The following is a 15644-nucleotide window of genomic DNA, read 5'->3' as shown; positions in this document are numbered from 1 at the left end:
CTGCTCCTTCAGGGCTGTCGTCTCAGCCGGCTGTCGAGCTCGGCGCCGATGCGGCGCAGCTGCTCGGGCCGGGTCATGTCGTCGTGCGCGCAGGCGATCCGGTGTACGCGCAGGTCACCGGTGGTGTGATCGGTCCAGGCGGCCGAGCGGTCCGGGCCGGGTCCGGCCGTCGCGTGGAACAGGTCAATGGCGCCGTCGAAGCGCCCGGGGCGGTGTGCCGCGGCCAGCCGGGCGTTGTTGGCCACCACCCCGGCCAGGTCGGTGGCCAGCTCGGCGGCCGTCTCCGGGCCCAGCAGGCGGTGCAGCGCGGCCACCGGATCGACGGGGACGGCCAGGTCGCCGTCGGCCACCGGGTGGGCGTCGAGCAGCGCCAGCAGCCCCACCGGCGCCCCCTCGCGCCGCAGCCGCACGGCCAGTTCGTGCGCCACCAGCCCGCCGTACGACCAGCCGAGCAGGTGGTACGGACCGGTGGGCCGTATCGCGCGGATCTGTTCCAGGTGGTCGGCGGCGACCTCGGCGAGCGAGCCGGGCAGCGGGCGGTCCGGGGCCGCGAGCCGGGACTGGAGGCCGTAGATGGGCCGTTCGGGGTCCAGGTGGCGCAGCAGGCCCGTGTAGCACCAGGCGAGGCCGGCGATCGGCGCCACACAGAACAGCGGCGCCAGGCGCCCGGTGGTACGGATCGGCAGCAGTACGCCGAGGCCGCGGTCGCCGCCGCCCCCGTCAAGCCGGGCGGCGAGCGCGCCGGGCGTCGGGTGGGCGAAGAGCGGGCCGAGGCCGGGTTCGGCGCCCAGTTCGGCCCGGATCCGCCCGGCCAGCGTGGCGGCCAGCAGCGAATGGCCGCCGAGGTCGAAGAAGTTGTCGTCGACGCCGACCTCGGGGACGCCGAGCACCTGCGCGAAGAGCTGGCACAGCAGTTCCTCGCGGTGGCTGCGGGCGGCGAGGCCGGCGCGCGCGGCCGGCGGCGCGGGCAGCGCCGCGCGGTCGAGCTTGCCGTTCGGGGTGCGTGGCAGGACGGGGAGCGCGACGACGGCGTTCGGCATCATGTACGGCGGCAGGGTGCGGCCCGCGTGCGCGCGCAGCGCCGCCGGGTCGATGGCACCGCCCGCCGCCGGTACGACGTACGCCACCAGCCGCCGGTCGCCGGGCCGGTCCTCGCGCGCGATGACCGCCGCCCTGGCCACGGCCGGATGGGAGACCAGGGCCGCTTCGACCTCGCCCGGCTCGATCCGGAAGCCGCGCAGCTTGATCTGCTGGTCGGCCCGTCCGCCGTACTCCAGCTGCCCGGCGGAGGTCCAGCGGGCCAGGTCCCCGGTGCGGTACATCCGCTCGCCGGGCGGTCCCCACGGGCAGGCGGTGAACCGTTCGGCGGTCAGCGCCGGCCGGCGCAGATAGCCGTGCGCGAGCCCGGCGCCGGCCAGATACAGCTCCCCGGTCACCCCGGGGGGCACCGGCCGCAGCCGTTCGTCGAGCACATAGGCCCGGGTGTTGGCCAGCGGGGTGCCGATCGGCTGCCCGTCCACCGGGCCGGAGAGCCGGGCGGCGGTGGACCACACGGTGGTCTCGGTCGGACCGTACAGATTGGTCAGCTCGCCGCCGGCGCCGGTCAGCCGGCCGGCCAGCCCGGCGGGCAGCGCCTCGGCGCCGGTGAACTTCCGCAGCCCGGGCAGCAGTCCGGGCACCGATTCGGCCAGCGACTGCCACAGCGAGGGGGTGGCGTGCACGACGCCGACCCCGGTCCCGGCACACCGCCGGGCCAGCGCCGCCGGGTCGCGGACCGTCTGCGGACCGGCGATCACCACGGCGGCGCCGCTCAGCAGCGGGGCGTACAGCTCCGGCACCGACATGTCGAAGGCGGCGGTGGTCACCGACAGCATCCGGTCGCCGGGGGCCAGCCGCAGGACGTCGCGCAGCGCGGCGAGCAGATTGGCGAGGGCGCCCCGGCCGATGACCACGCCCTTGGGCGGACCGGTGGTGGCGGAGGTGTAGATGACGTACGCCGGGTCGGACGGGGACGGCGGGCGCGCCGCCTGATCCGCGTCGCCGGGCGCGGTGTCCGGGCAGCCGGCCACCGCCGGCTCGCCGTCGCCGGGCACGGCGGTCAGCACCAGATCGGGTGCGGCGTCCGCCCGGATGTGCCGCAGTCGGTCGGCGGGGTGGCCGGGGTCGAGCGGCAGGTAGGCCGCGCCGGTCTTGAGCACCGCGAGCACGGCGACCAGGAAATCCTCGGTCCGGGGCAGCTCCAGGGCGATCAGCGCGCCCGGTCCCGCGCCCCGGCCGATGAGATGGTGCGCGAGCCGGTTGGACCGCCGGTCGAGGGCGGCGTAGCTGAGGGTGGCCCTCTCGCCGATGACGGCGGCGGCGTCCGGGGTACGCAGGACCTGCCGCTGGAAGGCGGTCACCACGTCCGGGGCGGCCGGCGCCCCGGTGGCGTTCCAGTCCTCCAGTACGCGGCGGCGCTCGCCGCCGGTGAGCAGTTGGGGCCGGCCGACGGGCTGGTCGAGGTCGGTGGCCATGGCGCTCAGCAGCGTCCCGAACCAGCGGTGGAACGCCCGGGCGGTCGAGCGGTGGTACAGATCGCCCCGGTAGCCGAGGTGACAGTCCAGGCCCCGCGGGGCGCCGTCGCTGCCGCGCCGCTCGGTGACCTCGAAGAACAGGTCGAACTGGGCGGTGGCCGGTTCGACCGGCAGTTCCTCGAAGCCGCCCTCGGCAGCCGGGGCCGCCGCTGTGGCGGTCTGGAGGGACAGCACCACCTGGAACAGCGGATGCCGGGCCGGTGTCCTGGCCGGGTTGAGGGCTTCGACCAGGGACTCGAAGGGCAGGTCCGGGTGCGCGTAGGCGGCGAGGTCCGCCTCCCTGACCCGCTCCAGCAGCCGGCGGAACGTCGGATCGCCGCCGGTGTCGGCCCGCAGCACCAGGAAGTTGACGAAGCAGCCGACGAGCCGGTCCAGGGACGGGTCGCCGCGGCCGGCGACCGGCGTGCCGATCGGGATGTCGGTGCCCGCGCCCAGCCGGGTCAGCAGGGCGCTCAGCGCCGTCTGCAACACCATGAACAACGTGGTGCCGGTGCGCCGGGCGACGCCCAGCAGGCGGGCGTGCAGTTCGGCGTCGACATCGAGGGTGACCGTACCGCCGTGGTCGCCGGTGGCGGCGGTACGCGGCCGGTCGGTGGGCAGCGGGGTGCAGTCGGGCAGGCCGGCCAGCGTGCGGCGCCAGTGCTCCAGTTGGCGGGAGTGCCGGCTGTCGGGCCGCTCCGGCGCGCCGAGCAGGGCACGCTGCCACAGGGTGACATCGGGGTACTGAACCGGCAGCGGCTGCCACCCGGGGGCGCGGCCGGCCAGCCTGGCGGCGTACGCGGTGTGCAGGTCCTCGGCGAGGACACCGAGCGACCAGCCGTCGCCGGCGATGTGGTGCAGGACGAGCAGCACGACGGATTGGCCGGGGCCGGCGGTGAACAGGTGGGCGCGCAGCGGGGTTTCGGTGGCGAGGTCGAAGCCCCGGCCGAGCGCGGCGGCCATCGCCGCCGGCCGCTCCCCGGGGGCGCACGCGGCGGTGGTCAGCGGTGCCCGGCCATCGGCGAGCACGTGCTGGTGGGGGACGCCGTCCGGCCCGGTGGGGAACACCGTGCGCAGGCTTTCGTGCCGGGCCACCACGTCGTCGAGGGCCTGGCGCAGGGCGGTGGCGTCCGCCTCGCCGGGCAGCCGCAGGGCGAGCGGCATGCTGTTGTTGACGGCGCCGCCGGCCAGCTCGTTGAGGAACCAGAACCGGCGCTGCCCGTGCGACAGCGGCAGCCGCGCCGGCCGGTCGGCGGGCTCCGGGCGCGGGCGTGCCGGGCCGCCCTCGCGGCCGGCCAGCTCCGCCGCCAGGGCGGCCGGGGTGGGGTGCTCGAACAGGGTCCTGATGTCCACGTCCGTGCCGAGGGCGTCGCGTACCCGGCCGGTCAGCCGGGTGGCGAGCAGGGAGTGGCCGCCGAGGTCGAAGAAGTCGTCGTCGGCGCCGGCCAGCGGGACGCCCAGTACGTCGGCGAACAGGTCGCACAGCACCTGCTCGGCCGGGGTACGGGCCGCCCGGCCGCCGGCCGCGGCGGGCGGCGGCGCGGGCAGCGCGGCCCGGTCGAGTTTGCCGTTGGGGGTGACGGGCAGTTCGGGGAGCGCCACCACGGCGGCGGGCACGAGGGCGCGCGGCAGCGTCCTGGCCAGGCTCCGGCGGGCGGCGGCGCCGTCCAGCGGGGCGCCGGGGGCAGGTACCGCGTAGGCCACCAGGCGGGCGTCGCCCGGCCGGTCCTCGCGGACCACCACGGCCGCCCGGGCCACGGCGGGGAGGGCGGTGACGGCGGCCTCGATCTCGGCGAGTTCCACGCGGACCCCGCGGATCTTCACCTGCTGGTCGGCGCGTCCCAGAAACTCCAGCAGGCCGTCCGGCCGGCGGCGTACCAGATCACCGGTGCGGTACATCCGCTCGCCCGGCGCCCCGAACGGGCAGGCCACGAACTGCTCCGCGGTGCGCCCCGGCCGGCCGAGATAGCCGCGGGCCAGCCCGGCGCCGGTCACGTACAGCTCACCGGTGGCGCCCTCGGCGACCGGCTGGAGGGTGGCGTCGAGCACGTACGCGCCGACGCGCGGCACCGGCCGGCCGATGGGCGCGACAGCGGCGCCGGCCGCCGGGCCGCAGTCGGCGAGGGTGACGGTGTCGGCGGCCTCGGTCGGCCCGTACGTGTTGATCATCCGGCGCCCGGCCGACCAGCGTTCCGCCAGCTCGGCGGGGCACGCCTCGCCGCCGACGACGAGGGTGCCGACGCCGGCCAGCGCGTCGTCGGGCAGGGTGCCAAGGACGGCGGGCGTCAACTGGACGTGGCTGACCTTGCGCTGGTCGATCCAGCGCGCGAGGGGCTCGCCGGCGAGCACGGTGCCCGGTGGGGGCAGTACCAGCGTGGCCCCGGAGAGCAGCGCGGTGAACAGCTCGGACATGGCCGCGTCGAAGCTCCAGGAAGCGAGCTGCGCCACCCGGGAATCGGCGTCCACGCCGAACCGGTCGATCTGCACGGCGGCCATGTTCGCCACCCCGGCATGGGTCACGGCCACCGCCTTGGGCCGGCCGGTCGAGCCCGAGGTGAACAACACGTAGGCCGGCTGCCCCGACCGCAGGGCACCGAGCCGATCGGCATCGGTGAGATCGCCGTCCGCCGGTACAACGCCGGCAGATGCCGAAGAACCCGCCCGCTCAGCCGCCCCCACGGCACCGGTCGGGCCGGCGTCCGCCGCGAACCCCGCCCGCTCCACTGCCGACGGCGGCCCGAGCCGATCGGCGTCGCAGAGATCGGCGCCGGCCAGCCCGATCACGTCGCCCGCACGACCGGCGACCGCCGGTACGACGCCGGCAGATGCCGAAGAACCCGCCCGCTCGGCCACCCCCACGGCACCGATGGGGCCGGAGTCCGCCGGACCCGGCGCGTCGTCCGCCGAGCATCCCGCCCGCTCCGCTGCCCGCAGCGGCCCAAGTCTGTCGGCGCCGGTGAGATCGGCGACCGCCGGGCCCGCGCCGCCCGGTGCGGCTGCGGCGGGTTCCGGGAGGCCCGCCCGCTCGGCGTTGGGCGGTGTGCTCGCCCGACGTGGTCCGCCGGGCTCCGGCTCTGCTTCGTCGTGGGACCCCGGAAGCGGAGCTGTCGGGGTCACCCCGGAACGCCCGGTGCGGGCGCCCGCGCCCCGGGCGGCCGGAGCCGCTGTCGCGTCCCGCCCCGCCGCCTCGTCGAGGAGCAGCGGCTCGACCTCCGGCGGAAGCGCGCCGGCCGTCGCGGCCGTGGCCACCGCCAGGCAGGGGCGCGCGTCGGCGAACATGACCGCCACCCGCTCCGCCGGATAGTCCAGGTCGACCGGGAGGAACGCGGCGCCGGTCTTCGCCACCGCCAGGACGGCGACGACCGCGTCCACGGAACGCGGCATCGCCACCGCCACCACCCGCTCGGGCCCGGCGCCCCGGGCCACCAGGAGGCGGGCCAGCCGGTTGGCCCGGGCGTTGAGTTCGGCATAGCTCGCGGCCCGGTCACCGTCGGCGACGGCGGTCCGCTCGGGGCAGGCGGCGGCCCGGGCCTCGAACAGCTCCGGCAGGAGGCCGTCCGCCGGCAGCGGGGGCGGGCCGGCCCACGGCCGGGCCGCGCCCACGGCGAGCCGGCGGGACCGCTCGGCACCGGCCGGTGCCCGCAACCGCCCCACCGGGGCGTCCGGTTCGGCCACCACGGTACGCAGCAGCTCCATCACCTGGTCGAGGACGGCCGCCGCCGCGTCCTGCCCGAAGGTGTCGGGCCGGTGGCGCAGCACGATCCGCAGCCGCTCGTGCGGCGCCACGGTCAGGTCCAGCGTGTAGTGCGTGGCGTCGTAGCCGCCCGCCCCGGCGACCCGCATCGCGTCGGCCTCCCCGGGGTCCTCCTGCGGTCCGGCCGGGAAGTTCTCCACCACGACGGCGGTGTCGAAGAGCGCGTCGTGCCCCGTCGTCCGCTGGATCTCACTGAGCGGCACGTGGTGGTGGGCGAGCAGCTCCGCCTGGCCGGCGGCGATCTCCCGCAGGAGGTGCCCGACCGTGTCACCCGGACGCAGCCGGATCCGTACCGGCACCGTGTTGATGAACAGCCCGAGCATGTCGCCGGATCCGTCCAGTTCGCCCGGCCGGCCGGACACCGTGGCGCCGAACACCACGTCGTCGCGGCCGGTCAGCCGGGCCAGCACCGTGGCCCATACGCCGAGTACGACGGTGTGCAGGGTCAGCCCGTGTTCGCGCAGCGCGGCGGTGAGGGCGGCGGTGGTGGCCGCGTCCAGCTCGGCCGTCAGCTCGCGCGGGCGGACCGGCAGATGCCGCGTACCACGGTCGCCGGCCACCAGGGTGGGGCCGTCCAGTTCGGCGAGCGCCCGCCTCCACGCCGCGACGGAGGCGGTCGGGTCCTGGGCGTCGAGCCAGCCGAGGAAGTCGCGGTAGGGGCGCACCGGGGGCAGGGTGCCGGTGTCGCCCCCGTCGGCGGCCAGGGCGAGGAGTTCCCGTACGAACAGCGGGGTGGACCAGCCGTCGATCAGGGTGTGGTGGTGGGTCACCAGCAGCCGGTGCCGGTCCGGTGCGAGCCGGATGAGGGCCATCCGCATCAGGGGGGCCCGGGTGAGGTCGAACCGCTGGTCGCGGTCGGCGGCCTGGAGCCGGTCCAGCGCCGCCCGGCGGTCGGTCTCCGCCAGGTCGCTGAGATCGGTCTCCCGCCAGGCGAAGTCGTCGCGGTCGGTGATGATCTGGACCGGGCGGCGCAGGCCCTGCCAGCGGAACGCGGCCCGCAGGTTCGGGTGCCTGCGCAGCATCAGCCGGCCCGCGTGCCGGACGGCGGCGGCGTTCACCGGGCCGGTCAGGTCGATGTAGAGCTGCATCGTGTACAGGTCGGGGCCGTCGTCGTAGCCGCTGTGGAAGAGCAGGCCCTCCTGGAGCGGGGTGAGCGGCCAGATGTCGCGGACGTCCGGCTGCTGACGTGTCAGCAGGTCGACCTCGTCCTGGTCCAGCCGGGCGAGCGGGAAGTCGGACGGGGTACGGCCGCCGCCGTGGGCGCGTACGTGGGCGCACAGCGCGTGCAGCGCCCGCTGCCAGTCATCCGCCAGCGCGGCGGCGGTCGCGTCGTCGAGCGCGCCGGGGGCCCAGGACCAGGTCGCGGCCAGGGCGGGCCCGGACGGGCCGCCGACCACCATGGCGTTGAGTTCCAGGGCGTGCGGCATGGCCATGTCCGGGTCGAGCCCGCCGGCCGGTTCGCCCGACTCCACGGTCGGGCTCCAGGCGCCGGTGTCCGATCGCCCGTCGAACCGGCCCAGGTAGTTGAAGAGGATCTCGGCGGCGGCGCCGTCCGCGAGGGCGGCGGCGCTGTCGGGGTCGAGGTGGCGCAGCATGCCGTAGCCGAGGCCGCCGTCCGGCGCCGAGCGCAGTTGCTCCTTGACCCGCTTCACGGCGCGGCCGGCCGCCGGCCCGCCCTCGTACAGTTCGGCCGGCTGCGGCTCGCCGAGCCGCAGCCGTACCGGGTACATGCTGGTGAACCAGCCCACGGTGCGGGTGAGATCGACGCCCTCGGCGATCTCCTCGCGGCCGTGGCCCTCGACATCGACCAGCAGGCTGCCGTCGTCCGGTTCGCCGCGGCCCCGGCGGTGCTCGGCGACGGCCATGGCCAGCGCGGTGAGCAGGATGTCCTGGACGGTGCCGCCGAAGGCGGCCGGGACCGTCGTCAGCAGTTCGGCGGTCAGCTCCGCCGGGAGGAGGCGGGTACGGAACCGGGCCCGGCCGTACGTGTCCCGGGCCGGGTCCAGGGGCTGCCGGGTGAGTGCTGGGGCCTCGGTCGGGGCGGTGACTCCGAGCCAGTACGGCAGTTCGGCGCGGCGGTCGCTGGAGCCGGCCTGCTCGTGGAGGAGCCGGGTCCAGCGGCGCAGTGAGGTGCCCACGGCGGGCAGTCGTACCGGTTGCCCGGCCGCCGCAGCGCCGGCGGCGGCGATCAGGTCGGGCAGCAGCACCCGCCAGGAGTATCCGTCGACGGCCAGATGATGGATGGACAGCAGCAGATGGCCGGGCTCGCGCGGTCCGGCGTCGAACCACACCGCGCGCAGCACCACGCCGGCGGCGAGGTCGAACCCGCCTCCGTCGCGGGCGCGTTCGGTGTCGATCGCGGTGCGCAGGGCGTCCCGGTCCAGCCCCCGTACGTCGACGCGCCGCCAGCAGTCGGCGGCGGAGACCGCGCCGCGCGGGGCGATGTCCAGGGTCCACCGGGGGCGCAGCAGCCGCAGCCGGAGCGCGTCGTGCCGGTCGAGCAGCGCGCCGATGGCCGTCAGCAGCTGGTCCTCGGTGGTGCCGGCGGGGGTGCCGAGCACGGTCGACTGGGTGAAGCGCTCCAGCGGCGCCGCGCGGTCGCGCAGCCAGGCGGCGATGGGCCACGCGGCGAGCGGGCCGACCGGTACGTCCGCGTCGTCCTCGGCGCGCAGCGCGGTGGCGACCGCCGCCAGTGCGGCGGCCGTCCGGTGTTCGAAGATCTGCCGGGCGGTCAGCCGCAGTCCCGCCGCCCGGGCGCGGGCCACGAGCTGGATCGAGGTGATGCTGTCGCCGCCGATGCCGAAGAAGTCGTCGTCCGGGCCGACCCGGTCCAGGCTCAGGGTGGCGGCGACGGCGGCGCAGAGCACGCGTTCGCGTTCGGTGCCCGGCTCCCGGTGGGCGGCGCGGCGTGGCGCGGCCGGGTCGGGCAGCGCGTGCCGGTCGATCTTGCCGTGGCGGTTGAGCGGCAGCGCGGGCAGCGGGACCACGGCGGAGGGCACCAGGTTCCGGGGCAGCACCCGGGCGAGCCAGGTGATCAGGTCGGCGGGCGAGGGCAGTTCGCCGCCCGGGCGGGGCGCGGCGTACGCCACCAGCCGGGGCGGTTCGCCGACCGCGAGCACGGCGGCCTGGCCGACGCCGGGGCAGTCGGCCAGCGCGGCCTCGACCTCGGCCGGTTCGACCCGTACGCCGTGCAGCTGGACCTGGCGGTCGGCGCGGCCGAGGAACTCCAGTTCGCCGTCGGTGGTCCAGCGCGCCAGGTCGCCGGTGCGGTACATGCGGGCGCCGGGCGGCCCGAAGGGGCAGGCCACGAAGCGTTCCGCGGTGTACGCCGGGCGGCCGAGGTAGCCGCGGGTCACGCCGGGGCCGGCCGCGTACAACTCGCCAGGGGTGCCGGGCGGGACGGGCCGCAGCGCGGCGTCGAGCACATGGACCGAGGTGTTCGCCACCGGGGTGCCGATGGGCACCCGGGCGCCGGGGGCGGAGCCCGCGCCGGCGTCCGGCCGGCAGTCGGCGAGCGTCACGGTGTCGCTCGCCTCGGTGGGACCGTACGCGTTGATCATCAGCCGGCCGGGTGCCCAGCGGGCCACCAGCTCCGGCGGGCAGGACTCGCCGCCGACGACGAGGGTGCGTACCCCGCTCAGGGATCCCTCGGGCACGGTGGCCAGTACGGCGGGGGTGAGCTGTACGTGGGTCACCCCGGCGGTGTCGATCCAGCGGGCCAGTGCCTCGCCGACCAGCGGCTCCCCGGCGGGCGGCAGCACGACGGCGGCACCGGCCGCCATGGCCGTGAGCCATTCGGACATCGCGGCGTCGAAGCTCCAGGGCGCGAGCTGTGCCATCCGGCTGTCGCCGTCGAGAGCGAACCGGGCCAGCTGGGCCCGGACCATGGTGTGCGCCCCGCGCCGGGTGACGGCCACCGGCTTCGGAGTTCCGGTGGACCCGGAGGTGTGCAGCACATAGGCGAGATGGTCCGGACACGCCGGGGTCGGGGCCGGCACACCGTCACCCGCCGCGACGACAGCGAGTCGATCGGAACGCGACGAAACCGGGAACGGCACCCCGCCCCGGTGCTCCGGCGCGTCCGGGTGCGGGTGCGGGTGCGAGTGCGGGTCCGGAACCGACGGACCGGCCGGCAGCGTCGCACGGTCACCTATCGCGGTGCCGACACGGGGCTCGGGACGCGGGGCGGCCGAAGGCGGCTCGCCGCCCCGTTGACCGGGAGCATCCCCGGCCGGAACCGGCAGATCGGAACGCGGCGCAGCGTCAAGCGGCGCACCACCACCGTGCTCGGCACCGTCACCCGCCGCGATAACGGCATGCTGGCCAGAAGGGGGCGAATCCGCGGGCGACACAGCGCCCCGGTGGTCCGCCGCGTCCACAGTCACCACCGGCAGGCCGGGCGGCAGGCCCGCGCCGTCACCCGCCGTGGTGACCGCGAGCAGCGCCCCTGCGCCGGACAGCAGTTGGGCTTGCCGTCGCTCCGGCAAGGTGGGGTCGAGCCACAGGAACGCGGCGCCCGCCTTGGCGACGGCCAGGGCCGCCACGATCAGGGCGGGCGTCCGGGGCAGCGCCAGCGCGACGACGGTGTCGGGGCCCGCTCCGCCTGCGGTCAGGAGCCGGGCGAGATGGTCGGCACGCCGGTCGAGATCCGCGTAGCCGAGCGCCGTCGCACCGTCCGTCACCGCGATGCGGTCGCCGGCCGGCGCCACCCACTTGGTCACCAGCTCGGCGGGGCCTTCGACCGGCCCGCCGGGCAGTACGGGCCCGGCCGCCCGGGCCAGCAGCGCCGTACGCTCGGCCGCGTCGGCCAGTGCCAGCCGGCCGACGGGTACGTCCGCGCCGCTCACCACGCCGGCCACAACGTGCCGCAGCCGGGCGGCGATCGACCCGGCCTCGGTGGCGGAGTACAGGTCGGGCCGGTACTCCAGGCGGAGCAGCAGCCGCGTGCCGGGGACCACGGTGAGGCTGAGCGGGTAGTGGGTGGCGTCGTCGACGCTCGCCCCGGTCAGCCGCAGGCCGTCCGGATCGCCGCCGTCCCCGGCCGGTCCCCCGGTCAGCAGCCCCGCGGCGTCGGGGTAGTTCTCGACCGTCGTCATCGTGTCGAACAGGTCGCCGCCGGCGTCGCGCTGGATGTCGGCGAGGGCGGTGTGCTGGTGGGCGAGCAGTTCGGACTGTTCGTCCTGGACCCGCCTGAGCAGGTCGGTCAGGGTTTCCGCCGGCCGCGTCCTGACGCGTACCGGCACGGTGTTGGTGAACAGGCCGATCATGCGGTCGACACCGGGGATCTCCGGTGGCCGCCCCGCCACCGAGCCGCCGAAGACCACGTCGTCGCGGCCGGTGAGCTGGCCCAGGACCACGGCCCAGGCGGTCTGTGCGAGGGTGTTGAGGGTGACGCCGGTGGCGCGCAGCGCCGCCGAGAGCGCGCTGGTCTCGGCGGCGGTGAACGGCACGTCCACCCGGCGCGGTGTGCCGGACCGCCGGGTGGCGGCGCCGCCCGGGGCCACGGCGCACGGGCTCGCGCCGTCCAGCGCCTGCCGCCAGGCCGCCCTGGACCGCTCCGGGTCCTGCGCGGCCAGCCAGCCGAGGTAGTCGCGGAAGGCGGGCGGCGGCGGGAGCTCCGGGCCGCCCGCGTAGCCGGTGAGCAGTTCGTCGAGGAGCATCGGCAGGGACCAGCCGTCCATGAGGATGTGGTGGCTGGTGAGGGCGAGGCGGTGGCGGTCGTCGGCCAGCCGCAGCAGGCTCATGCGGATCAGCGGCGGTGCGGACAGGTCGAACCGGCGCGCCCGGTCCGCGTCGAGGAAGGAACGTATCTCCTCGTCCTGCCGTCCGGCGTCCAGCGGGCGGAGGTCCAGTTCCTGCCAGGGCATGGGGCCCGGGGCGGGGATCACCTGCGCCGGTTCGGCGCCGTCGGTCCAGAACCCGGCGCGCAGATTGGGGTAGCGGCGCAGCAGCGCCGACCCGGCGGCCCGCAGCCGGTCCGGGTCCACCCGGCCGGTGAGGTCGAGGACGAGTTGCACGGTGTAGACGTCGGGTGTCGGCTCGTCCTCGTCGTACCGGGCGTGGAAGAGCAGTCCGCGTTGCAGCGGGGAGAGCGGCAGTACGTCGTGGTGGCCGGGGTGCCGGGCGGCCAGCCGGTCCCGGTCGGCTGGGTCCAGGTGTACGAGCGGGGCCGGTTCGCCACCGGCGGGGGCGCCGGGTGCCGGCGGGCGAGCGTCCGCGAGCGCGACCTGGGCCAGCGCGGCGGGGGTGCGGTGCTGGAAGACCTGCCGTGCGGTGATCCGCAGTCCGGCGGCGCGCGCCTGGGCCACCACGGTGATCGCCGAGATGCTGTCGCCGCCGAGTTGGAAGAAGTCGTCGTCGGCGCCGGCCTCCTCCAGGCGCAGAGCGTGTGCCACGGCCGCGCACAGCACCCGTTCCCGCTCCGTCACGGGCCGCCGGCCGGCTCCGGCGCCGTCCCCGACCGGCGGCGGGGCGGGCAGCGCGGCGCGGTCGAGCTTGCCGTTGGGCAGCAGCGGCAGCGCGTCCAGCACCATGATCCGGGCCGGCACCATGTGCCGGGGGAGCACGGTGGCCAGGTGGGCCCGCAGTGCTTCGGGGTCGGGCCGGGCGCCCGGTTCGGCCACCACATGGCCGATCAGCCGTGCCGGGTCCTCGGCCGTCAGCACCGCGACGGCCTGCCGGATGCCGGCGAGTTCGGTGAGCGCGGTCTCGATCTCGCCCGGTTCGATCCGGTAGCCGCGCAGTTTGAACTGCCGGTCGGTCCGGCCGAGGAATTCGAGGTCACCGTCGTGGTTGCGGCGCACCCGGTCACCGGTGCGGTACATGCGGGTGCCCGGCGCCCCGAACGGGTCGGCCACGAACCGCTCGGCGGTCAGGGCGAACCGGCCGAGGTAGCCGCGGGCGACATGGGGGCCGGCGACGTACAGCTCCCCCGGGACCCCGGTCGGCACCGGGCGCAGCCAGGCGTCCAGCACATAGCAGTCGGTGTTGGGGATCGGCCGGCCGATCGGCGCGACGGCGGTCGGGGGTCGGTGCCGGCCCCGCCAGGCGGTGGCGACGACGGTGGTCTCGGTCGGGCCGTACGAGTTGACGAACGACACGTCGGAGCCCAGCCGGCCGGCCAGTTCGGCCGGGCATGCCTCGCCGCCGGCCAGGACCAGCCGGAGGGCGGGCGGCGGACCGGCGGGCAGGGTGGCCGCGACGGGGGTCGGCGCGAGGAGGTGGGTGACCGCGTTGCGGCGCAGCCAGTCCGTCAGCTCCGCGCCGAGGAGGGCCGGTTCGTGCGGGCTGACGACGAGCGTGGCGCCGGCCAGCAGGGTGGAGAGCAGTTCCAGCACCGAGGTGTCGAAGGACCAGGCGGACCGGTTGGCGACCCGGTCGTCGGGCCCGATGCCGAGCAGGTCGATGTGGGTGTGGGCGAGGTTGCTCAGCCCGGTGTGCGAGACCGCCACGCCCTTGGGCCGGCCGGTGGATCCGGAGGTGTACAGCACATAGGCGAGGGAGGTCGGCAGCAGCGGGGCCGTCCGGTCGGCGTCGGTGAGGTCGGTGTCGTCGGCCCGGGCCAGTTCGGCGAGCACCGCCGGGTCGTTCAGCGCCAGTACGGGGGCCGTGTGGAGGTGCTCGTCCGCCGTCGCGCCGAGGGTGAGGACGAGCGCGGGCGCGGAGTCGGTCAGCAGGAACTCGCGGCGGAGCGGGGGAAGGCCGGGATCGACCGGGACGTAGGCGGCGCCGGCCTTGAAGACCGCGAGCACGGCGACGATCATCTCCGTGGATCTCGGCAGCAGCAGAGCGATCCGCCACTCGGGGCCCGCGCCGCGCGCGACGAGCAGCCGGGCGAGCCGGTTGGCGCGGCTGTTCAGTTCGGCGTAGCTGAGGTGGATGCCGTCACCGGCCAGCGCCGGGGCGCCGGGCCGGGCGGCCACCCGGGTCTGGAACAGCTCGGGCACCAGCCCGGGCGGCAGCTCCCGGTGCGGGCCCCGGCCGTCCGCTCCCGGGTCCCCGTCCTCTTCGGGGCCGGCCGGTGGCAGGTCCGCCAGCCGGGTGTGCGGCGTGGCGGCGGCCAGCAGCCGTACGTAGCGGTCGGCCAGTGCCTGGGCGGTGCGGCGGTCGAACAGGTCGGTGCGGAAGCTCAGCCGTCCCTCCGTCGGCCCCAGTTCCAGCACCAGTTCGTCCTTGGCGGTGCCGGTGTCGATCTGTTCGTTCCCGGAGTCGGGCAGGTAGTTGAACGCGAGTTGGTAGAGCGGGGCGACGCTGGGGTCGCGTTCGGGCGCCAGTTCCTCGACCAGTTTCTGGAACGGCAGCTGGGAGTGCTCCAGCGCGTCGGCCACCGCGTCGCGGGTACGGGCCACCAGTTCGCCGAAGGTCGGGTTGCCTGAGGTGTCGGTGCGCAGCACGACCGTGTTGACGAACATGCCGATCAGCGGGGCCACTTCGGGCAGCACGCGGCCGGACACGGGGACGCCGACCACCACGTCCTGGCTGCCCGAGGTGCGTGCCAGCAGGGCGGTGAACGCCGCGAGCAGCACAGTGAACGGGGTGGTGCCGCCGCGCCGGGCGAGCGCGGCCACCGTGTCGCCGGCCTCCTTCGGTACGGCGAACCGGATGGTGTCGCCGCTGTCGCCGCGGACCGGGGGGCGCTGCCGGTCCAGGGGCAGGGCGTGCACCGGTGGCAGCCCGGCCAGTCGCTCGCGCCAGTAGGCGAGGTCCGGCTCGAACTCGCCGCTGTCGTACCGGGAGCGCTGCCAGGCGGCGTAGTCGGCGTACTGGACGGGCAGCGGGGGAAGGTCGGCGGGGCGGCCTTCGGCGGCGGCCCGGCACAGCTCGGTGATCTCCTCGTCCAGCAGGGCGACGGAGGCGGCGTCGAACGCGCTGTGGTGGACGACCACCAGCAGCAGTCGCTCGGCTTCGGTGCGGCGGATGAGCCGGGCGCGCAGCAGCGGAGTCCGGGTCAGGTCGAAGGGTGCCGTGGCGAGTTCGGTGAGGAGTTCCTGGGCGCGGCGGCCGGCCGCCGCCCGGTCCAGGGATCGCAGGTCTTCCTCGGGCACGGTCAGTTCGACGTGTTCGTGGACGGTCTGGTGGAGCGAGCCGTCGGCAGCCTGGTTCAAGGTGGTGCGCAGTGCCTCGTGGCGCCGTACGACGGTGTGCAGGGCGGCGGTCACGTGGTCGGTGCGGAGTGCGGTTCCGAGTTCGGGCAGCGGGACGACGGTGGGGATGTGGTAGGCCGGGGAGTCGGGGTCGAGCCGGCTCGCGAGCCAGACCCGCTCCTGGTCGAAGGAGGCCGGAGTGGTCCAACCCGTCATGGCCGCTAACCCCCGGTTCTCGCTCGCCTTTCGCCGCGC

General features: G+C 76.2%; 1 protein-coding gene. It reads right to left on the bottom strand.

Annotation, left to right across the window (positions count from 1 at the left end):
* Positions 1-8 precede the first annotated feature (8 nt).
* Complete coding sequence (locus tag AC5WRL_RS01570; protein ID WP_496086386.1) at positions 9-15605, bottom strand: non-ribosomal peptide synthetase; 15597 nt, start codon at positions 15603-15605, stop codon at positions 9-11.
* Between the last annotated feature and the right edge of the window lie 39 nt (positions 15606-15644).

The organism is Streptomyces sp. NTD107 (genome assembly GCF_059510435.1).
Note: the sequence above shows the minus strand (reverse complement) of the source record. Positions and strands in the feature narration are given on the sequence as shown.

Coding starts and splice junctions, on each gene's coding strand:
- AC5WRL_RS01570 (WP_496086386.1), bottom strand. CDS start 15,605: ATGACGGGTTGGACCACTCCGGCCTCCTTCGACCAGGAGCGGGTCTGG.